Below are 19,459 nucleotides of genomic sequence, written 5' to 3'. Positions count from 1 at the left end.
GGAGCGGAAACGGTCAAGCCGCCTCGCTCTTGCGCTTCTGCTTCTTGCGCTCGTGCGGGTCGAGTTCCGCCTTGCGCAAGCGGATCGACTTCGGTGTCACCTCGACCATCTCGTCGTCGTCGATGTAGGCGATGGCCTGTTCCAGCGTCATGATCCGCGGCGGGGTGAGGCGGATGGCATCGTCCTTGCCGGAAGAGCGGAAGTTGGTCAGCTGCTTGGACTTGAGCGGATTGACTTCCAGATCCTCAGGCTTGGCGTTTTCGCCGATGATCATGCCTTCGTAGAGCTTGGCCCCGCCGCCGATGAACAGTTCGCCGCGCTCCTCCAGCGCGTTGAGGGCATAGGGCACCGCCTCGCCGGTGGCGTTGGAAATGAGCACGCCGTTGATGCGTCCTTCGATCGGGCCCTTGTAGGGGCCGTAGCGGTCGAACAGCCGGTTCATGATGCCGGTGCCGCGGGTGTCGGATAGAAACTCGCCGTGATAGCCGATGAGGCCGCGCGAGGGCGCGGAGAAGGTGATGCGTGTCTTGCCCTGGCCGGACGGGCGCATGTCGAGCAGTTCGGCCTTGCGGCGCTGCATCTTCTCGACGACCGTGCCGGAATATTCGTCGTCGACGTCGATCACGACCTGTTCGTACGGCTCCGTGCGCTGGCCGTTCTCGTCCGTGCCGAACAGCACGCGGGGACGGGAGATGCCGAGTTCGAAACCCTCCCGCCGCATGGTCTCGATGAGGACGCCGAGCTGAAGCTCACCGCGTCCCGCCACTTCGTAGCTGTCGCGGTCGGCGCTTTCGGTCACGCGAATGGCGACATTGGTTTCCGCCTCGCGGAACAGCCGGTCGCGGATCATGCGGCTGGTCACCTTATCGCCCTCGCGCCCGGCCAGCGGGCTGTCGTTCACGGCAAAGCGCATGGCCAGGGTGGGCGGATCGATCGGCTGCGCCTCGATGGGGCGGGTCACGGCCGGATCGGCGATCGTGTTGGCGACGGTCGCCTTCTCCAGCCCGGCAAGCGCGATGATGTCGCCGGCCCTCGCGCTCTCCACCGGCACGCGCTCCAGCCCGTCGAAGCTCATCAGCTTGGTTGCGCGGCCGGTCTCGACCACGTTGCCCTCGGCATCGAGCGCGCGGATCGGATCGTTGACCCTGATCGTGCCGGACTGCACCCGGCCGGTGAGCACGCGCCCCATGAAGGGGTCCCGGTCGAGCAGGGTGGCAAGGAAGGAGAACGGCCCGGACGGATCCAGTCCGGGTGCCGGGACATGCTCCACGATCCGCGCGAAAAGCGGCTCCAGCGTGCCCGAGCGCGCCGCCGCGTCCTCGCTGGCATACCCGTCGCGGCCCGAGGCGTAGAGCACGGGGAAGTCGAGCTGCTCGTCGTTCGCGTCGAGCGACACGAACAGGTCGAACACCTCGTCCAGCACTTCGGAGGGCCGCGCGTCGGAACGATCGATCTTGTTGACGACCACGATGGGCTTCAGGCCGAGAGCCAGCGCCTTGCCGGTGACGAACTTGGTCTGCGGCATCGGCCCCTCGGCGGCGTCGACCAGCAGGATCACACCGTCGACCATCGACAGGATCCGCTCGACCTCGGCGCCGAAGTCCGCATGGCCGGGCGTGTCGACGATGTTGATGCGGGTGACGTCGCCAGGCGCCCCGGCAGGGGGCCACTCGACCGAGGTGCACTTGGCGAGGATGGTGATCCCGCGCTCCTTCTCGAGGTCGCCCGAGTCCATCGCCCGCTCCTCGACGCGCTGGTTGTCGCGGAACGTGCCCGACTGGCGGAACAACTGGTCCACGAGCGTGGTCTTGCCGTGGTCGACGTGGGCGATGATCGCGATGTTGCGCAAGCCGTGGGACATGAAGGCTACTCTTGCTGTCGGGGGAAAACGTCCGCCGCGCCCTGTCGCGGACAGCGGGCGCGCCGCCCTTACCCGTTCGACGGTGGCGCGGCAACCCGCGCCCGGCGCGGGCAAGGGGCTCTTCCGGACATGCGCCTGTGTCGCTGCGGCCACAGCGTCACCCGTCCGCGCGGGCGCGCTTGCGGAGCGCGGCTGCTGCCTGCTACACCGAGGGCACAGAACAAGGGCACACGGCCACGTCCGGCCGCGGGTCAGCGGGAATGAGGATGCACATCGGATGAACACCAAGCGGCTATTCGGACAGGTCACGCGCGCATTTCTCATGGCGGGCGTTGCGGCGGGGGCGGCGGCGCCCGCGCTGGCGCAGGTGCGGCCCGACGACAGCGTGGCCGGTCCGACCGACACCGGGGTTCAGGACCAGACGACGCCCACCGTCACCCTCGGCAACGAGATCATCGTCACCGCGACCAAGCGGGCACAGACGCTTCAGGACACGCCCGTCGCCGTGACCGTCACCACGGGCGAGACTCTGGAGCGGGCCGAAATCCGCGACCTCCTCGACCTGCAGACGGTGGCCCCGTCGCTGCGCGTGGGGCAGCTGCAGAATTCGTCCAACACCACCTTCTTCATCCGCGGTTTCGGCAACGGGGACAACAATGTCGGGGTGGAGCCTTCGGTGGCCGTGTTCATCGATGGCGTCTACCGCTCGCGCTCGGCCGGCCAGATCGCCGACCTCGCCAATGTCGCGCGGGTCGAGGTGCTGCGCGGGCCGCAATCCACCCTGTTCGGCAAGAACGCCTCGGCCGGTGTCATTTCCGTCATCACCCGTGAACCGCAATTCGAGTTCGGCGGCTCCGTCTCGGCGACCTACGGCAACTTCAACCAGGTGGTCATCAAGGGCGACGTCACCGGCCCGATCACCGACAGCCTCGCCTTCTCCATCGACGGCAACTACAACCGCCGCGACGGCTATGTCGAGGTGGTCGGCTTCAACGACCGCATCAACGACCGCAACCGCTGGTCGGCGCGCGGGCAGCTCCTGTTCGACAATGGCGGCGCGCTGCGGCTGCGGGCCATCGGCGATTACCAGAAGATCAGCGAGCTGTGCTGCTACGCCGGCAACCTTGTCGCCGGTCCGACGGTGCCGGCGGTGTTCGCCGTCGGCGGGGCCATCGTGCCCGAGGATCTGTTCGCCGACCGCACGTTCCTCAACGTGCTGCCGGAGAACGACATCGAGAGCTATGGCGGCTCGCTCCAGGCCGATCTCCAGTTCGGCAACCTGACGCTGACCTCGATCACCGCCTACCGCGAGCTGCGCTCGTTCTTCAATCAGGATGTGGACTTCACCGGCGCCGATCTCATCACCGAGTTCCGGGACCAGAAGATCGACACCTTCACGCAGGAAGTGCGCCTCGCCTCCGACTTTGCCGGTCCGCTGAACTTCCTGCTTGGCGGGTTCTTCTTCAAGGAGGACATCACCCAGGACAGCTCGATCGTCAACGGGGTCGCCACGCGCCCGTTCTTCACCCTTCTGTCCGGCGGCGCCCTGCCGACGGCGGAAGCGGCGCTCGGCATTCCGGCCGGCGCGATCTTCCGCCCCGGCCCGTCCACAGTCGAGGCCTTCGCGCTGCAGAACGAGTCGTGGTCCATCTTCGGACAGGTCGATTTCGACGTCACCGACCGGCTGACGCTGACCGGCGGGTTCAACTACACCAAGGACCGCAAGGACTTCCAGCTGTCGCAGGTGTCGACCGATCCGCTCGCCAACGTCAACCTCGTCGATGCGTTCATCGTCGGCGGCATCGCTCAGGCGCTGCGCATTCCTCCGGCGCAGGTCACGCCCGCCGTGGTCCAGCAGTTCGCCGGCAACCCCGCGACCGCGCCGATCTTCCAGGCCATTGCCGGGCAGGCGGTCAACCCGGCAACGAACCCGCTGCTGGCGCTGCGGCCGCTGCAGTTCCTGCCGCCGTTCCTCAACCTTCCGAACGCCGTCGAACCGGGGCGCACCCGCGACGACGACTGGAGCTACACGCTGCGCGCGGCCTACGACATCAACGACCAGCTCAACGCGTATTTCACCTACGCGACCGGGTTCAAAGCGTCGTCGGTCAACCTGTCGCGCGACAGCCGTCCGTTCGCCAGCGATTTCACGCCCGGTCCGCTGAACAGCACGATCCTTGCGCCGCGTTCCGCCATCCGCGATGCGGGGCTTGCGATCCCGAACCTGCGCACCGGCACCCGCTTCGCCGGGCCGGAGGAATCGGAGGTCTATGAAATCGGCGTCAAGGGGTCGTTCCCCGGCCTGACGGTGAACCTGGCGCTGTTCGATCAGACCCTTCAGGGGTTCCAGTCGAACATCTTCACCGGCACCGGCTTCTCGCTGGTGAACGCAGGGCAGCAGTCGACGCGCGGCTTCGAGCTCGACACCACCATCCAGCCGATCGACCCGCTGGTCTTCACCTTCGCGCTCACCTACCTCGATGCGAAGTTCGACAGCTTCGTCGACTCGCCGTTCGGCGACCTGTCGGGGCAGCGGCCCGCCGGCGTGCCGGAGTTCAGCATCGCGACCTCCGCCACCTATGCACACGATCTTGGCGGAAGCGGCAACCAGCTCATCGGGCGGATCGACTACTACCACGAGTCGAACACGCAGATCCTCAACGGCCTGCTCGGCTTCCCCACGCTCGCGGAAGGGATCGCGGCCGCCCGCAACTTCCGTCGCGAGATCAACCAGGTCAACGCGTCGCTGACGCTGGCGCTGGTCAACGGGCTCGAAGTGTCCGCCTTCGTGCGCAACCTCACCAACGAACGCTACATCCTGTCGGTGTTCGACGGGGTGGCGCAGGCGGGGACGGTGTCCGGTTACCCCAACCAGCCGCGCACCTATGGCGTGACGGGCCGGTTCCGGTTCTGAACCGCCGTTCCGCCGGACAGGATCATGCGCAAGGCGCCGGCTTTCACCAGCCGGCGCCTTTTTTCTTGCCTGCTCAGCGCGCGACCTGTTGCGTCCGGTCGAAGGCGGCAAGCACGAGCTGCGCGGCGCACAGGCCCAGCGCGATGCCGGCGAGATTGACGGCCATGTCCCGCCAGTCGCCTTCACGACCCAGCCCCATGACCCATTGCAGCACCTCGATCGCGCCGCCCACGGCGGTGAGATGCAGCAGCGGCCACGCCGGATGCAGGCGCCGCCACAAAAGCCGCGCCAGCGCCGCGAGCGTGAAGAAGGCGCCGAAATGCTGCAGCTTGTCGTTCCCGGCCAGAATGCCGGTCTGCACGTTGGGCAGCAGGGCTGCCACGACGATGCCGGCCAGCAGCACGCAGTAGGCGGCACGTAGAAGGTTCAGCAGCAGGCGGGGCATCGGGTCAGAGCGTCCGCAGTGCCTGCGCCGGACGCGCCCGCAGGAAGGGGAGCGAGCCGGCGGTGGCAAAGACGAGCACCACGACCAGCCCCGCCACCAGAACGCTCAGCACCGTTCCCCAGTCCGGAAGCCAGTCGAAGCTGAACAGCTGGGTGATGACCAGCCACGCAGTACCGGCGCCGATGGCGAGGGCAATCACGGCCAGAACTGCGGTGAGGATGCCGAATTCGAGCGCCTGCAGCAACAGGATCTGCCTCCGGTCCGCTCCGAGCACCCGGAGGATCACCGTGTCATAGACGCGCGCGGCACGGGCCGCCGCCATCGCGCCGACAAGCACCACCAGCCCGGCCAGAACCGCGACGGAGGCGGCGGCGAGCGTCGCGAGGCCGATCTGGTCCAGCAGCAGGCGCGCCTGCTGCAGCACCTCTCCCACCTCAATCACCGAGCTGGCGGGGAACTGCTGCACCAGCGTCTGCAGCAGCCGCCGCCGGTCAGCGCCGTCGTTGAGGCCGAGCGTGGCCGACAGCGTGTGCGGCGCATCGCGCAGCGTGTTGGGCGAAAACACGAGCACATGGTTGAAGCCGAGCGAATCCCAGTCGATCTGGCGCAGGTTTGCCACCGTTGCGGTGATCTCCGTCCCCAGCACGCCGACGCTCAGCCGGTCGCCGACCCTGAGGCCGATTGCCCGGGCGAGGTCCTCGTCCACCGACACCAGCCGCTCGCCCGCGTGATCGGCGCTCCACCACGTCCCCTCGACCAGCCGGTTTCCGGGCGGCAGCGTCTCCGCATAGGTCAGCCCGCGCTCGCCTCGCAGCGCCCAGGCACCGTCCGGCACCTCCTCGAGCGCGCTCACCCGCGTCATCGCGTCCGGCGGGCCGTAGGCGAGGATCGCGCCGCGCAGATTGGGCACCGCACGGATCTGCGCATCCGGGTCCACCGCCCGCACCGCAGCGCTGAAGGCGGGCAAACCGGCTTGGGGAATGTCGAGCACGAAGTAGTCGGGCGCCTGCTGCGGAACGCGCCGTTCGATGTTCCCCGCGATGCTCGTCTGCACCGCCGCCAGCAGGACGAAGGCGGACAGGCCGAAGCCGAGCGCGGTGACCAGCGCCACCAGATTGCTGCCGGGCCGCGCGAGATTGGCGACAGCCAGCCGCGTCAGCGGACTGGCGGGCGAGGGTGCCCTGCGCGCGGCGCGGCGCAGCAGGAGGGCAAGACCGGCGAGAATGGCCATGGCAAGCGCACTCGCAGCCATGAAGCCTGCCGCCAGCGCCGGGCGCACCGATGTCAGCAGCACGAGCGCCACCAGCAGCGCCACCCCGCCGGCCACGACCATGATCGCCTTGCGGTCGCCCGTGTGTTCGGCCACCGCACCGCGCATCAGCGCCATGGCCGGCGTGCGCCGCGCAGCCAGCAGCGGCGAAGCGGTGAAGATCGCCGCGACGAGCAGGCTGTAGGCGAGCGCCAGAACGATGGCGCCGGGGTCGGCCACCACACCGCTCCGGACCGGCAGCACGCCGGCAAGGGCGCGGGCCAGAAGCGGCGTGACCGCGATCCCCGCCACCACGCCCGCGACACTGCCGATCAGCGCCGCCGCGCCGATCTGCAGCGCATAGATGCGGCCGGTGTCGGCGCTGCCGGCGCCCAGCACCTTCAGCGTGGCGATCGCCCCGCGCCGGCTCTGAAGATAAGAGGCCACTCCGCCGCCAATCCCGATCCCGGCGATCACCAGCGCCGCCAGTCCGACCAGGGTGAGGAAATCGCCCATCTGGGTCACGAACCGGTCGGCTCCGGGCGAGGCGCGGTCGCGGGTCCGCACTTCTAGCCCGGAATCCGCGAAGCGCTGCTCCAGCGTTTCGGCCACCGGCGCCGCGTCGCGCGGAGGATCGAAGGCGACGCGCACCTTCGTGCGGTACATCGCGCCGGGCGCAAGAAGGCCCGCTTGCGCGGGCAGGTTCTCGGCAACGATGATGGTCGGGCCGAGCTGGAACCCTTCTCCAAGCCGGTCGGGTTCCGCGGCGATGACCCCGGCCGCGCGCAGCGTGCTCAGCCCAAGGGTGAAAGTGTCGCCAACTTCGATGCCCAGCCGGTCCAAGGCTCCCTGTGCCAGCCAGGCGTCGCCCGGCGGGGGCGCGCCCGCCGTGCGGCCGTCGGTCAGGACGAGCGCACCGTAGAGGGGATAGGCCGCATCGACCGCCTTCACCTCGACGGGCGCCGTGGCCTCTTCGGCGCGCGCCACCGCCTGCAGGCGTGTTCCCCCGGACACGGTGCCGAGCGCCGCAAGCGCACTCGCCTCGGCGTCGGACAGGGGGCGCTGCCACACGCTGACCTGGATATCCCCACCCAGCAGCTCGGCGCCATTGGCTGCGAGTTCCCGCTCCACCGCCGCGGTGAGCGTGCCGATCGCGGTGAGCGCGGCGGTGCCGAGGAAGAGGCACGCAAGCAGCAGCCGCAGCCCTCTGAACCGGGCGCTCAGATCCCGCCGGGCGATGCGCCATGCTGCCGCCCATGGCAGCCGGTCGGCATCGTTTGCCACCCTCATCCGCCCGGCCCGTCGCTGATGATCTGCCCGTCCTCCATCCGCAGGATGCGATGGCAACGCTGCGCCAGGGCCGGGTCGTGGGTGATGACCATCAGCGTCGCCCCTGCGGCCCGCTGGCGCGTGAACAGCAGCTCGGTGATGGTCTCGCCCGTGGCACTGTCGAGGTTTCCGGTCGGCTCGTCGGCGAACAGCAGCAGCGGGGAGGGGGCGAGCGCCCGGGCGATGGCCACCCGCTGCTGCTCTCCGCCGGACAGCTGCTGGGGATAGTGGCCGAGGCGGTGCCCGAGCCCGACCGCTTCCAGCTCCTCGGCCGCCTTGCGCCGCGCATCCGCGACGCCGGCAAGTTCAAGCGGAGTGGCGACATTCTCCATCGCGGTCATCGTCGGCAGGAGGTGAAAGGCCTGGAGGATGATGCCGATGCTGCCCCGCCGGGCACGGGCCAGCGCGTCCTCGTCAAGGCCGCTCCAATCGGCCCCGGCAACCTCCAGCGTGCCGCCCGACGCGCGTTCCAGCCCGCTCAGCACCGCCATCAGCGAGCTTTTGCCAGAGCCCGACGGGCCGAGCACCGCGACCGTTTCACCGGCGGCCAGGTCAAGGTCGATGCCGCGCAGGACCTCGACGACCGCGCCGGGTCCGCCGAAGCGCAAGGTCAGATTGCGGGCGCGGATCATCATGTTGCCACTTGTCACGCCGCGCCGATGGCATAGGCATGAACGGCACACAAGAAAGGGTTCCGATGGCGCGTTCACGGTTGGCATGGTGCGCTCTGGTGCTGGCAATGGCCGGATGCCGCGAGCCGGCCGGACCGGCGGATGCGATGGCACCTGCGGTTCAGACCCCGACCGCGGCCGCCCCGGCGACAGCGGCGCCCGTGACCGGACCCGAGCGGCGCATCCTTGCCTTCGGCAACAGCCTGTTTGCCGGCTACAACCTGCAGCCGGGGGAAAGCTATCCCGAACGCCTTCAGGAGGCGCTGCGCCGGCGGGGCCTCAATGTGCGGGTGATCGGCGCCGGTGTCTCCGGCGACACGACGGCTGCGGGCCGGGCGCGGCTCGGCTTCGTTCTCGACGCCCAGGAACGGCGGCCGGACCTCTTCATCCTCGAGCTCGGCGGCAACGATCTGCTGCGCGGGCTGCCGCCGGAACAGACCCGCGCGAACCTGTCTGCGATGCTGTCGGAACTGCGGCGGCGGGGCATCCCGGTGCTGCTGATGGGCATGCGGGCGCCGCCCAACCTTGGCGCCGACTATGTGGCGCAGTTCGATGCCATCTATGCCGATCTGGCCCGCGAACACGGCGCCGCGCTCGTGCCGTTCTTTCTTGAATCGATCTATGACCAGCCGCAGCTGATACAGCCGGACCGGATCCATCCCACTGCGCAGGGGATCGACGCGCTGGTGGCGGCAACGGTGGACGACGTTGCCGCGGCTCTGCCGCCGACACCCGCCGAGGCCCGCTAGGCGGGGCGTGCCTTGCCTTCTTCGACCAGCCAGACGGCTGCGTCTTGCCCGAGCGCGCTGAATGGCGCGGCGTCGGTGCCGGTCAGCCAGACCTGCGCCGCGCCGGACCGCAGCCGCGCGAACAGGGCGGCCCGGCGCTCGGGATCGAGGTGCGCCGCGACCTCGTCGAGAAGAAGCACGGCCGGCCTGCTGCCTGCCGCGAGCTGCGCATGAGCAAGGGTCATGGCGATCAGCATCGCCTTCTGTTCCCCCGTCGAGCATTGCGCCGCGGCCATGTCCCGTGACGCATGGCGGACCTCCAGCTCGTCCCGATGCGGCCCCAGGAGCGTGCGTCCGGCCGCCGCATCGCTGCGCCGGCCGGCCTGCAGCGCGTCGAGCAGCGCGCCGGCCTCGGTCGGGCCGCCCGCGCGGTAGTGCAGCGCCGGTGGCATGAAGAGCGCGTCGCGCTCCGCTTCCATGCGGCCAGCCAGCGCGTCGACCAGTCCCTTGCGTCCGCGCGAAAGAGCGGCGCCGTGTTCGGCCAGAAGCCGCTCCACGGCGTCCAGCCAGCGCGGGTCATCCGCGCCGCCGCCCGCCGCCAGCAGCCGGTTGCGCTCCCGCAGGGCGGCGGCGTAGCGGGTCGCGTGGGCGGCATGGCGGGGGTCGCAGGCCACCGTCAGCCGGTCAAGGTAAAGGCGCCGGCCGCTGGCCGGGCCGGTGAAAAGTCCATCCATTGCCGGCGTGAGCCAGGCGAGCGAGAGCCACTCCGCAAGCGTGGTCAGCGTGGCCGGGGCGCCGTTGATCCGCGCGAATCGCCGCCCGCCCTGGCCTGGCAGGGTGTGTGTCCCGAGTCTCACCTCTCCCGCAGCGGTGGCGACCCCCACGCCGACGGCAAAGTCGCCGGCGCCCGCCAGCGGCAGATCAGCCGGCGCCGCGCGGCGCAGTCCCCGTCCGGGCGCGAGCAGCGAGAGCGCCTCGAGGATGTTGGTCTTTCCCGCACCGTTGCGGCCGAGCAGCAGGTTGATGTGCCCGGATTTGTCCAGCACCGTGTCGCGGTGATTCCTGAAGGTCCGGAGACTGACCGAGCGGATTGCCATGCCCGCCGCTGCCTAGTGCTTTGGCGGCACGAGCGCCAGCCCGGGATCGCTCTTGCCAAGATATGGCGAAATCCACCCAATGTTGGTCGGGCAGGTGAAGCGCTGTCACTCTCCGGATCTTCACATCGTTCCTAATCATGCACTTACAGAACTGGCACGCGCCTTGCGATGAGGGAGGTGTTGGCGAGGTTGGCCCTCGCAACCACAGCAAGGGAGCACGTACATGTCGATCATCACCAGCCGCATCGTCGCCGCAGTCACCGCCACCAGCCTGTCGGTGCTGCTCATGGCCATGGCCATCGTGCCGGCCTCGCCCACTGTCGTCCTCTGAGAGACCCGCAGCCGCGCGTCTCTCGCCCAACGGAGTCAAGCCATGTTCAACCGTTCGCCCCTCGTGCAGCGCCTCGTCGCGGCGGCCGCCGCCGCGGCCATGAGCGCTGCTTGCCTCGCGCTCGCCGTTCTGCCGGGGGTGCCCGGCCTTGGCAGCGCCGCTCTCGTATGAGGCTGCACCCCTTTGGGGGGAGTCGTGATCCCGTGCCCGGATCCGGCTCCCCGTCGAGGCGCGCCGACCTCCCGCGCTTCGGTCACATGGCGGAAATGCCGCCATCGAGCTTCAGCTCGGCCCCGGTCATGAAGCTGCTTTCGTCGCTCGCGAGGAACAGGACCCCGCTGGCGATCTCGTCAGGGTGCCCGACCCGTTTCAGCGGGATCTGGCGCGCGAGCTTGCCCAGCACGACGTCGTGCTCCAGCCCCGCGCGGCGGCTGATCCCGTCGAGGATCGGCGTGTCGACGAAGGTGGGATGAACCGAGTTGCACCGGATCGTCCAGCCCTGCTTGGCGCAGTGGAGCGCGACCGACTTGGTCAGCATCCAGATCGCCGCCTTTGACGCATTGTAGGCCGGCATGGTGTCGCTGGCGATGAGCCCCGCGATCGAGGAGATGTTGATGATGGACCCGGGCTGATTGTCCTTCATGAGCGGCAGGGCGTGCTGGATGCCGATGAAGGCGCTGTCCACATTCACCGCGAAACTGCGCTTCCAGTCGGCAAAGCTGCACTCCTCGATGTTGCCGCCGGCGCCGATGCCGGCATTGTTGACCAGCACCGACAAGCCGCCGAGCCGGTCCCGCGCCGTTTCGATGGCCCGCGCCCAGTCTGCCTCGCTGGTGACGTCATGATGCAGCGCGAATGCCACGGTGGCGCCGCATTGCGTGTTGATGCTGTCGGCCACCTGCCGGGCGCCGTCCTCGTTCAGATCGGTCAGCAGCACGCGGGCACCCTCGCGCGCCAGCATCCGCGCCTGTGCCGCCCCCAAACCCTGCGCCGCGCCCGTCACCAGCGCCTTCTTGCCTGCCACGCGTCCGGTCATCGCTCAGGTCTCCTGCAACAGATCGCGGCCAAGGAGAAGCGCGACCTTCACGTCGACCGCACCGCCTTCGCGCCGCCATGCGTCCACCTCCGCCCGCAGGCCGTCCAGCGGCACGCGGTGAACGGTGATGTTCTCTCCGGGCAAGCCGCCGCCTTCGCCGACGCGCTGGAGTTCGGTGGCGCGCAGGAGCGTGAAACTCTCGCTGAGCAGACCCGGCGAGGCGTAGAGCGTCATCACCACCTCCATGCGCCCGGCGCGGTAGCCGGTTTCCTCCTCGAGTTCCCGGCGGGCGGCGTCGATGATGCTTTCGCTTTCCTGCCCTTCCTCGTCGCCGACGAGTCCCGCAGGCAGTTCCAGCGACATGCGGCCGAGCGGCACCCGGTATTGCGAGACCAGGATGACGTGCTCGCCGTCCAGCGCGACGATGACCGCCGCCTGGATCCCGCGCGCGCGTCCGGCATACTCCCACCGACCCCGCCGCTTCGCGGTGACGAACCGTCCCTGCCAGACGATCTCCTCCGGTGCGTCGGCGTCAGGAATGGTCGCGCTCACAGCTGGATCAGCCGGTCGGGCAGCTCGTTGCGGTCGTTCTCCGCCTTGGGGAAGTGCTGCGCCAGCACCTCGCCGACGTCGCGCACGCCCGCGGCGAAACCTTCGGCGATGCGTCCGTTGCGGATTTCCGCCAGCATGTCGGCCATTGCCTCGCCCCACACGTCGGCCGGCACGCGGGTCGCGATCGCCTCGTCGGCAAAGATTTCGGCACGATGTTCGCGCAGCGACACGTACAGGAGCACGCCGGTGCGCCCGTGCGTGCGCCGTTCCGCGCCGACCTTGAAGTGGCGCACGGCCGCGTCATGAACCCGGCGGGTCCGTACCGGGCCGGGCACGAGAGCGAACCGGAGTGCGTCGTTGGTCAGGACCAGCCACGCCAGCAGGAATGCGAAAAGACCGAGCGCGATCGTCATGCTGGCGATCTCCCCGATGCTCCAGACATGACCCCATTGCGCGAAAATCCGGTCCCACAATTCCAGGAACGGTGCCGGCATGGCGGCAAAGACGCTCATCGCCGTGAAGGCAATAGCCGCACAGCCGACGAGCACCACGTCGCTGTAGCCGTCGGACCGTTCGGCCAGAACGGTCACGATCTCGCCGCTTGTGCGGGCTTCGGCGCTCTCCACCGCCCGGGTGACGAGCGCCTGCTCCTCGGGGGACAGGGGTCGCACCGGCCTACCAGCCTCCGCTCGCGCCGCCGCCGCCGGACATGCCGCCGCCGAAGCCACCGAAGCCGCCGCCACCGCCGAAACCACCACCGCCGAAACCGCCACCGCCGCCCCAGCCCCTGCCGCCGTCCATGCCCCGCGCGATGGCCTTGCCGGCCTCCCACAGGATGATGTCGCGCGCCAGTCCGCCCATTCCGCCGCGCCGGTAGCGCCGCCGCCGCCCGCCCTTCATTGCCGGAAGGACGAAAAAAAGCCACAGGAAGGCGATCCAGAACACCGCCCCGATGGGAAAGCCGGCACTCTGGCGCGCCTGCGCGTCGGCCGCTTCCGCCGCCTCGGCTATGGCCGCCGCATCTGCCGGGCTGCGGGCGAGGTGCTCGAGGATGGCATCGACGCCGGCGACCACGCCGCCATCAAAATCCCCGTCGCGAAAGCGCGGCGTGATGACGTCGCGGATGACGCGCCCGGCCATGATCCCGCCGAAATACGGATGCAGACCATAGCCGACCTCGATCCGCACGCGGCGTTCATTGGGGGCGACGAGCAGCAGCAGACCCTGATCCCGCTGCGCTCCGCCGATGCCCCAGTCGGCGAACAGCGCCGTGGCATAGCTGTCGATCGGCTGGCCGTTCAGGCTCGGCACGGTGGCGACGATGACCGCGCGGCCGGTGTCGCGGGTGTAGGTCCGCAGCCGCTGGTCGAGCGAAGCTTCCGTGGTGGCGGACAGGATGTTCGCGCCGTCATATACCGGTCCCTCCGGACGCGGTGGGAACCCCTGCGCAGCAGCGGCAGAGGCCGCCAGCAGTCCGAGCAGCGCCAGGAGAGCGAGCGCCGAAAGGCGCAGCCATGCTCCCGCGCGGCGATTGACGAATGCGAACAAGCCGCTCAGTTCGCCGCCGTGGCCCGTCCGGGCTGCGGCGCGGCATTGTCGTTGACCGCGCGCCCGGGTGCCGCCGTGCCGCCGCCGGTGATGTTGCCGAAGTTGACGTTGGGGTTCGCCTGCGCACCTTCGGCGGCCTCGAAATACTGCAGCGGCTGCGCGCCATAGATCACGTTGGCCGCGATGGTCGCCGGAAAGGTGCGGATGGTCGTGTTGTAGTCGCGGGCGGCCTCGTTGTAGCGCACCCGTTCGGTGTTGATGAGGTTGTTGCTCTCGTCCAGCGCGACCATCAGGTCGGCGAAGCGCGGCTGGCTGGCGAGCTGGGGATACGCCTCGACGACGGTGCGCAGCTGTCCCAGCGCCTGAGTGAGCTGGTTCTGCGCCTCGTTGAAGCGGCGAAACTCCTCCGGATTGGACAGGTCGTCGGTGGTGATGTTGATGGACGTGGCCCGCGCCCGCGCCTCCGTCACTGCGCGCAGCGTGTCGCGTTCCGCGACCGCCGCCGCCTCGACGACGGCGACAAGGTTGGGAATGAGGTCGGCGCGCCGCTGCAGCGCTGTTTCCACATTGCCCCACTGCGCCTTGGCGGCTTCCTCCTTGGTGGGCACGGTGTTGATCCCGCAGGCCGTGAGGGTCATGGCGAGGAAGGCGGCAATCGCGGAGCGGAGAGCGGCGGCGGGGTTCATCGCGGACAGGTTCCTTGCGCTTGCAATGTGTCCTATCGGCATACCACAGCAGCAGGGCCGTTCAAGCCGGATCATTGGTCCGCAGGAACGGCCCCTCGTGCCGGGGAAAGGGGAGCCAATGACGATCCTGTCCGAATTCAAGAAGTTCATCGCCCGCGGCAATGTCCTCGATCTTGCCGTCGGGGTGCTGATCGGCGCGGCCTTCGGCCGGATCACCACCTCGCTGACGGAAAGCATCCTCATGCCGCTCATCAGCTGGGCCTTCGGTGATGTCGACTTCACCAACTGGTTCATTATTCTCGGGCCGGTGCCGCCGGGCTACACCGGTTCCCTGCGTGACTTCGCGGCGCTCCGCGCTGCCGGGGCGACCATGCTCGGCTACGGGGATTTCCTTACCCAGGTGCTGAATTTCCTGATCCTTGCCGTGGCGCTGTTCCTGCTGCTGAAGGGGGTGAACAGGGTGCTCGACGAGATGCAGCGCAAGCAGGCCGAAAGCACCGACACCGCCCGCGACGAGGAGGTGGTGACGGACCCGCAGCTCGACGTGCTCAAGAAGATCCTCGCCGAACTGCAGCGGTCCGGGTCGACCCCTTCACAATGACGGCCGCCGCGCTATATTCGTCCGTGCCGGCTTTGCCGCCGGCTATGGCGATAAAGTGTGGTGTGCAATAGACACAGCGGACCCGGGGGCAGTACCCGGCGGCTCCACCACCTGCGCCGCTCCGGCCGGACGTCGAGGACGTGCCGGCCGCGCGGTTCAGCTGACGGGGCCGAACCAGGATCGACGTGTGTTGAAAGACATCGCTTTCGCCCGGGCTGAGTAACCCGTCAAAGGCTCGACACACACAAGTGCCAACGACAACGAAGCACTTGCTCTCGCCGCGTAACGTGACGGCCTTCGCGGCCTGAAGTTGCAACGCTACGAGCACGGTTCGGACCGAACCGGGTAACAGAATCGGAAACCGGGCGCCCGGGGGTGCGTAGCAACAGAAACCCCCAACCCCTGTTTGGCCACAACCGTTTGCCGGCGCCGGATCTGCGCGCCGTTCAGCGCCTCGCTTCGGCCGCGCCTTCGCGCGCCGGCCGTTCGGGAGAGGTGGCCCCGACAGCTTCGCGCGCGGCCTTTTCATAGCGCAGGCAGTCGAGGATCTTGGCGCCGGCCATGAACACCGACCCCGTGCACGCGGCGAACAGCAGCCAGCCGCCCACGCCAGGGAAGGTGTCGAGATAGTGCGCGCCGCGCGTCGTGGCGCCCAGGCCGAGAGCGTAGATGATCAGGAACGCCTCCAGCCGCGTCTTGATGACGAACAGTCTTCCGAGCTTCCGCAGCATGCTTGTCCTTCCGGTACGCGCGTCCGCCCCATCTCTTGCCAGGGTGGAACAGCCTTATGGGGGTGTCTAGCGCGTTAACCCAGTTCGGTGAGACCAAGTGTCTCCAAAACGGACAGATAAGCGCGCCGCGCCTGTGCGATCAGCCAGTCGCTCCCGAGGTCGTGCGGCGCGATCTGCTCGGGCCATTCGCGGCCGATCACCGCCGAGAGCCGGTCCGCCTTGTCGCTGTCGAGCAGGAAACGGGGATCGACGGTCGCCGGATCAGCCACCACCCTCAGCCGCAGGCAGGCCGGTCCGCCGCCATTGGCCATCGACTGACGCACATCGACGGCGATCACCCGCCTGATCGGGCCGTTGCCGGCCAGCATCCGCTCGCACCACGAGGAGACGGCCGGGCTGTCGCGGCATTCCGTCGGCACGATCAGCGCCATGCCGCCGCCGTTCGGCAGGGTGACGAGCTGCGCGTTGAACAGATAGGTGCGGATGGCCTCCTCGAGGCTGACAGCCTCCTCCGGCACTTCAACCACCTCGAGGTCGGGAAACACCGCCCGCATCGCAGCGTATGCCCTCTGCTGGTCGGCAAAGGCGCGGGCATGGGTGAACAGCACCTTTTCGTTGGCGACTGCCACCACGTCGTTATGAAACGCGCCGGCGGCGATCGCGTCGGGGTTCTGTTCGACAAAAAGGCAGCGCGCCGGATCAAGTCCGTGCAGGCGCGCCACTGCGCGGCTCGCCTCCTCGTGCTGGCGCGCGGGGAAGCGGCCGCCGCTGCGCCCGTAGACGAACACCTCGACGCCGGGTTCGTCATGGCGGGTGCACAACCGCATGTGATTGGCAGCCCCTTCGTCTCCGAACGAGGGCGGAACAGGCTCGTGCACCATGAAGTGCCGGGTGTCCGCGAAAGCGAGGCGCAGCTGGCGCTGCGTGTCCGGCCATTCCTGCGCCCGGTGCACCATGGTCACCAGGTTCGCTGGTGTCAGGTGGCAGCGCCCGTCGCGCGTGTCGGGTGCCGGGCTGACCGTGGCGGCGTTGGCCGCCCACATCGCCGATGCCGACCACGCGGCAGCCAGCAGCGCCGGACTGGCGCCCGGGTCGTAGCCCAGCCGGTCCAGCAATGCCGTGTTGGGGCGGGGCAGGGGGAGCAGCACGCCCTGGCACAGGCCCAGCGCCATGTTGGCCCGCATCTTCGCCAGCCCCTGAAGGGCGGCGGCACGGGGACGGGATACCTGCCCGCGATGCCGGTCGCTGGCGATGTTGCCGAGGCTCAGGCCGGCGTAATTGTGCGTCGGCCCGATGAGGCCGTCGAAATTGATCTCGCGCAGGCTCATCGGGGGGCGAACCACAGCGTGTCGCCCGCCTCGACGCCGAGCAACGCAGCCGCTTCCGCCGACACCGACACGGTGCCGTCGTCCGCCGGCAAAATGCGGCCGAAGCAGGCGCGGAACGCGGCGAGCCGGCCGCTCGCCAGCAGCGCCTCCTCGCCGCCTTCCAGATCGCAGACCGCAACGGTCGCGCTCCGCGCTTCGCTCACGGTGCGCACCTTGTCGGTGTGGGCCAGCATCGTCGGGCCGCCATCGAAGATGTCGACATAGCCTTCGTAGTGAAACCCCTCGCGTTCGAGCATCCGCATCGCCGCGCGGCCCGAGGGATGCGGGAGGCCGATGACCTCGCGGGCGCTGTCGGCAAGCATGGCAGTGTAGACCGGATGCTTGGGCATCAGGTCGGCGATGAACTGGTTGCCGTGAATGGCATTGAAGTAGTCGGCCTCCTGGAAGGTCATGCCGAAGAACCGCCCGGCAACCCCATCCCAGAACGGCGAACCGCCACGTTCGTCGATGATGCCGCGCAACTCCGCCAGCACCCGCGCCGCAAAACGCGGACGGTGCATGGCGATGAACAGGTAGCGGCTGCGCGCCAGCAGCTGGCCCAGCCCGCCCGCCCTCTCACCCGGATGCAGGAACAGCCCGCCGACCTCGCTGCACCCTTCCAGATCGGTGACCAGAAAGAGAAGCTCGGCCCTGACGGTGCGGTTCAGCTCGCGGCTGTGCTGGCTGATGGTGTTCAGCCGGTAGGAGTAGAACGGCCAGCACTGCCCCACCTGGGTGAACAGCTGGCATGTGCCTCGCACCTCCCCCGTCAGCGTGTTTTCCAGCACGAGGACAAAGGTTTCGTCACGCGGCGCGTCCTCGGGGTCGGCAAAGGCGTGCGCGGCGTTGGTCAGCTTCGTCTCCAGCGCCTTGCGGTCCGGAGGCAGGTTCGTGAACCCGCCGCCGGTCAGCTTGGCCATCTGGTAGAGATGGTCGAGATCGTCCACCGTGGCCGCACGCATCCGGTAGCTCATGGCAGATCTCCGCCGGCCAGCCGGTGCAGCACCGCCGCAGACAGGGCGGCCCGTTCCGCCAGGGAATCGGTGAGGAGATACTCGTCCGTGCTGTGGATGGCGCCGCCGCGCACTCCCATCGTGTCCACCACCGGGACGCCGCAGGCGGCGATGTTGTTGCCATCGCACACGCCGCCGCTCGGCTGCCACCCGATGGGCTGACCGAGCGCCTGGCCGCATTCGCGCACGAGATTGAACAGCGCCTGCGCCCGCGCGTCAACCGGCTTGGGCGGGCGCGACACGCCGCCATGGACGCGGCAGGTGACGTCGTGCGTGCGCTCGACCTCCTCCACCAGCGTCCTGAAGGCGGCGGGGAAACGCCGGGCCGCAGGATCGTCCGCCGGCCGGATGTTGAACCGCAGCACCGCGTGATCCGGCACGACATTGTTGCCGGAGCCGCCCTCGATCTTGGCCGGATTGACGCGCAGGCTGTCGTCGTCCAGCGCCTTGAGGCGCAGGGCAAGGTCCGCGGCTGCGACCACTGCGTTGCGTCCGTCCTGCGGGTTGCGGCCTGCATGGGCAGAACGCCCCGCAACCACCACGCTGTAGTTGCCGCTGCCGCCGCGCCGGTGTGCAAGCGTGCCGTCGGGACGGGCGCTGGGCTCATAGACGAGCGCGGCACACTTGCCCTGCGCCAGTTCGGCGATGAGGCCCGCCGATGACAGCGAACCCGTTTCCTCGTCGGCGTTGATCAGCACGTCGTAGCCGATCCGCACTGCGTCCGTCGTGCGTTCGAAGGCGAGCAGGGCATGGAGCAGGACGCTCAATCCCCCTTTCATGTCTGCGACACCCGGACCGTTGAGCGTCCGCTCGTCCCGCCACCGGGTCGCCTGGAAGGGGTGGTCGGCGGGATAGACGGTGTCCATGTGTCCGGCCAGCAGCATCCGGCGCCCCGCGTCGGGCCGGACCTTCAGCACCAGATGGCGGCCATGGTCCAGCACGGTGTCCTGCCCGGACGGGTCGATGGCGGTGACCGGCGCGGGATCGACAAGCGCGATCTCGCCCGGCAGCGCCGCGAAAGCGTCCGCCAGCGCCTGCGCCTGCCGTGCCAGCCCGGCGAGGTTGCCTGTCCCCGTGTTGATCGCCGCCCACGTGCAGGTCTCGTCCAGCATCGCGGCGGCGTCGATGGTCGCGATCGCTGCGGCCAGCGCCCCTTTGCACTCCCTCATGGCGCCGCCTTAGCGAAAGCATGTCCGGATGGGTAGGCCGCCCTTGCCACGGCGGCTCGTCTCCGCCATGGCAAGCGCTCCTCCCCCGGAATCAGCCTTGCCGAACGACCCGGCCGCCGGTGCGGCCGGAC

Annotated in this window: 18 protein-coding genes and 1 other RNA gene; 5 read left to right on the top strand and 14 right to left on the bottom strand. The window is 69.0% G+C overall.

Annotation, left to right across the window (positions count from 1 at the left end; translation table 11 throughout):
• Window positions 1-13: 13 nt before the first annotated feature.
• Window positions 14-1,861, bottom strand: coding sequence for a translational GTPase TypA (typA, locus tag ETO60_RS01090; protein WP_130001975.1), 1,848 nt, complete (start codon window positions 1,859-1,861; stop codon window positions 14-16).
• 277 nt (window positions 1,862-2,138) lie between these two features.
• Here typA and ETO60_RS01085 point away from each other — a divergent pair, with 277 nt between their 5' ends.
• Entirely contained in the window at window positions 2,139-4,775 is a 2,637-nt protein-coding gene (locus ETO60_RS01085; protein WP_130001974.1) for a TonB-dependent receptor, read from the top strand.
• Window positions 4,776-4,848: 73 nt separating this feature from the next.
• Here the strand turns inward: ETO60_RS01085 and ETO60_RS01080 are convergent, their stop codons facing one another.
• From ETO60_RS01080 to ETO60_RS01070, 3 genes are read right to left on the bottom strand one after another with little or no spacing between them, the layout of a single operon-like run.
• Complete coding sequence (locus ETO60_RS01080) at window positions 4,849-5,220, bottom strand: VanZ family protein (RefSeq protein ID WP_130001972.1); 372 nt, start codon at window positions 5,218-5,220, stop codon at window positions 4,849-4,851.
• A 4-nt stretch (window positions 5,221-5,224) separates the two neighbouring features.
• Entirely contained in the window at window positions 5,225-7,759 is a 2,535-nt protein-coding gene (locus ETO60_RS01075; RefSeq protein WP_130001970.1) for an ABC transporter permease, read from the bottom strand.
• Entirely contained in the window at window positions 7,756-8,430 is a 675-nt protein-coding gene (locus tag ETO60_RS01070; protein WP_199798809.1) for an ABC transporter ATP-binding protein, read from the bottom strand. Before ETO60_RS01070 ends, ETO60_RS01075 begins: the two co-directional genes overlap by 4 nt.
• Before the next feature lie 146 nt (window positions 8,431-8,576).
• Here ETO60_RS01070 and ETO60_RS01065 point away from each other — a divergent pair, with 146 nt between their 5' ends.
• Window positions 8,577-9,218: an arylesterase gene (locus ETO60_RS01065; RefSeq protein WP_234026251.1), complete on the top strand. Its 642-nt coding sequence runs from the start codon at window positions 8,577-8,579 to the stop codon at window positions 9,216-9,218.
• Here ETO60_RS01065 and recF read toward each other — a convergent pair.
• Window positions 9,215-10,294 carry a DNA replication/repair protein RecF gene (recF, locus tag ETO60_RS01060; RefSeq protein WP_130001966.1) on the bottom strand — a complete coding sequence of 360 codons (1,080 nt, stop codon included), beginning with the start codon at window positions 10,292-10,294 and terminating at the stop codon, window positions 9,215-9,217. The two genes, ETO60_RS01065 and recF, sit on opposite strands and share 4 nt — an antisense overlap.
• Before the next feature lie 373 nt (window positions 10,295-10,667).
• On the opposite strand from recF, the gene ETO60_RS11440 reads away from it, so the two are divergent.
• Window positions 10,668-10,796: a hypothetical protein gene (locus ETO60_RS11440; protein WP_255416974.1), complete on the top strand. Its 129-nt coding sequence runs from the start codon at window positions 10,668-10,670 to the stop codon at window positions 10,794-10,796.
• Between the two features lie 82 nt (window positions 10,797-10,878).
• Here the strand turns inward: ETO60_RS11440 and ETO60_RS01055 are convergent, their stop codons facing one another.
• The 5 genes from ETO60_RS01055 to ETO60_RS01035 are packed head-to-tail and all read right to left on the bottom strand — an operon-like array spanning window position 10,879 to window position 14,447.
• Window positions 10,879-11,661 (bottom strand): SDR family oxidoreductase, encoded by a 783-nt coding sequence (locus tag ETO60_RS01055; protein ID WP_130001964.1) that lies wholly within the window; start codon window positions 11,659-11,661, stop codon window positions 10,879-10,881.
• Between the two features lie 3 nt (window positions 11,662-11,664).
• The gene (locus ETO60_RS01050) at window positions 11,665-12,213 is read right to left on the bottom strand and encodes an NUDIX hydrolase (protein WP_199798808.1); all 549 of its coding nucleotides are present in this window, start codon (window positions 12,211-12,213) and stop codon (window positions 11,665-11,667) included.
• Window positions 12,210-12,884 carry a TPM domain-containing protein gene (locus ETO60_RS01045; protein WP_130001962.1) on the bottom strand — a complete coding sequence of 225 codons (675 nt, stop codon included), beginning with the start codon at window positions 12,882-12,884 and terminating at the stop codon, window positions 12,210-12,212. Before ETO60_RS01045 ends, ETO60_RS01050 begins: the two co-directional genes overlap by 4 nt.
• Window positions 12,885-12,888: 4 nt before the next feature.
• Complete coding sequence (locus ETO60_RS01040) at window positions 12,889-13,761, bottom strand: TPM domain-containing protein (RefSeq protein WP_234026250.1); 873 nt, start codon at window positions 13,759-13,761, stop codon at window positions 12,889-12,891.
• Window positions 13,762-13,766: 5 nt separating this feature from the next.
• On the bottom strand, window positions 13,767-14,447 hold the full coding sequence (locus tag ETO60_RS01035; protein WP_130001960.1) for a LemA family protein: 681 nt from the start codon (window positions 14,445-14,447) through the stop codon (window positions 13,767-13,769).
• Between the two features lie 118 nt (window positions 14,448-14,565).
• Between ETO60_RS01035 and mscL the strand changes: the two genes are divergently transcribed.
• Both mscL and ssrA read left to right on the top strand, forming a co-directional pair.
• On the top strand, window positions 14,566-15,048 hold the full coding sequence (mscL, locus tag ETO60_RS01030) for a large conductance mechanosensitive channel protein MscL (protein WP_199798807.1): 483 nt from the start codon (window positions 14,566-14,568) through the stop codon (window positions 15,046-15,048).
• Window positions 15,035-15,411, top strand: a transfer-messenger RNA (tmRNA) gene (gene ssrA, locus ETO60_RS01025). The genes mscL and ssrA overlap by 14 nt, the downstream gene beginning before the upstream one ends.
• An 83-nt stretch (window positions 15,412-15,494) precedes the next feature.
• Here ssrA and ETO60_RS01020 read toward each other — a convergent pair.
• From ETO60_RS01020 to ETO60_RS01005, 4 genes are all read right to left on the bottom strand, one after another.
• Entirely contained in the window at window positions 15,495-15,779 is a 285-nt protein-coding gene (locus ETO60_RS01020) for a hypothetical protein (protein ID WP_130001958.1), read from the bottom strand.
• Window positions 15,780-15,853: 74 nt separating this feature from the next.
• Window positions 15,854-17,107, bottom strand: a complete 1,254-nt coding sequence (locus ETO60_RS01015) for an N-succinylarginine dihydrolase (protein ID WP_130001956.1) — start codon at window positions 17,105-17,107, stop codon at window positions 15,854-15,856.
• Window positions 17,104-18,120 carry an arginine N-succinyltransferase gene (locus ETO60_RS01010; protein WP_130001954.1) on the bottom strand — a complete coding sequence of 339 codons (1,017 nt, stop codon included), beginning with the start codon at window positions 18,118-18,120 and terminating at the stop codon, window positions 17,104-17,106. Before ETO60_RS01010 ends, ETO60_RS01015 begins: the two co-directional genes overlap by 4 nt.
• Window positions 18,117-19,328 (bottom strand): hydrolase, encoded by a 1,212-nt coding sequence (locus ETO60_RS01005; RefSeq protein WP_130001952.1) that lies wholly within the window; start codon window positions 19,326-19,328, stop codon window positions 18,117-18,119. Before ETO60_RS01005 ends, ETO60_RS01010 begins: the two co-directional genes overlap by 4 nt.
• Window positions 19,329-19,459: the final 131 nt, after the last annotated feature.

The organism is Qipengyuania thermophila (assembly GCF_004153605.1).
Taxonomy (GTDB): Bacteria; Pseudomonadota; Alphaproteobacteria; order Sphingomonadales; family Sphingomonadaceae; genus Qipengyuania_B; species Qipengyuania_B thermophila.
This window is presented reverse-complemented; position numbering and strand designations above follow the sequence as displayed.

What these genes read in the sequence shown, in the direction of transcription:
- typA (WP_130001975.1), bottom strand. Translation starts at nt 1,861, where the DNA reads ATGTCCCACGGCTTGCGCAACATCGCGATCATCGCCCACGTCGACCAC.
- ETO60_RS01085 (WP_130001974.1), top strand. Translation starts at nt 2,139, where the DNA reads ATGAACACCAAGCGGCTATTCGGACAGGTCACGCGCGCATTTCTCATG.
- ETO60_RS01080 (WP_130001972.1), bottom strand. Translation starts at nt 5,220, where the DNA reads ATGCCCCGCCTGCTGCTGAACCTTCTACGTGCCGCCTACTGCGTGCTG.
- ETO60_RS01075 (WP_130001970.1), bottom strand. Translation starts at nt 7,759, where the DNA reads ATGAGGGTGGCAAACGATGCCGACCGGCTGCCATGGGCGGCAGCATGG.
- ETO60_RS01070 (WP_199798809.1), bottom strand. Translation starts at nt 8,430, where the DNA reads ATGATCCGCGCCCGCAATCTGACCTTGCGCTTCGGCGGACCCGGCGCG.
- ETO60_RS01065 (WP_234026251.1), top strand. Translation starts at nt 8,577, where the DNA reads ATGGCACCTGCGGTTCAGACCCCGACCGCGGCCGCCCCGGCGACAGCG.
- recF (WP_130001966.1), bottom strand. Translation starts at nt 10,294, where the DNA reads ATGGCAATCCGCTCGGTCAGTCTCCGGACCTTCAGGAATCACCGCGAC.
- ETO60_RS11440 (WP_255416974.1), top strand. Translation starts at nt 10,668, where the DNA reads ATGTTCAACCGTTCGCCCCTCGTGCAGCGCCTCGTCGCGGCGGCCGCC.
- ETO60_RS01055 (WP_130001964.1), bottom strand. Translation starts at nt 11,661, where the DNA reads ATGACCGGACGCGTGGCAGGCAAGAAGGCGCTGGTGACGGGCGCGGCG.
- ETO60_RS01035 (WP_130001960.1), bottom strand. Translation starts at nt 14,447, where the DNA reads ATGAACCCCGCCGCCGCTCTCCGCTCCGCGATTGCCGCCTTCCTCGCC.
- mscL (WP_199798807.1), top strand. Translation starts at nt 14,566, where the DNA reads ATGACGATCCTGTCCGAATTCAAGAAGTTCATCGCCCGCGGCAATGTC.
- ETO60_RS01020 (WP_130001958.1), bottom strand. Translation starts at nt 15,779, where the DNA reads ATGCTGCGGAAGCTCGGAAGACTGTTCGTCATCAAGACGCGGCTGGAG.
- ETO60_RS01015 (WP_130001956.1), bottom strand. Translation starts at nt 17,107, where the DNA reads ATGAGCCTGCGCGAGATCAATTTCGACGGCCTCATCGGGCCGACGCAC.
- ETO60_RS01010 (WP_130001954.1), bottom strand. Translation starts at nt 18,120, where the DNA reads ATGAGCTACCGGATGCGTGCGGCCACGGTGGACGATCTCGACCATCTC.
- ETO60_RS01005 (WP_130001952.1), bottom strand. Translation starts at nt 19,328, where the DNA reads ATGAGGGAGTGCAAAGGGGCGCTGGCCGCAGCGATCGCGACCATCGAC.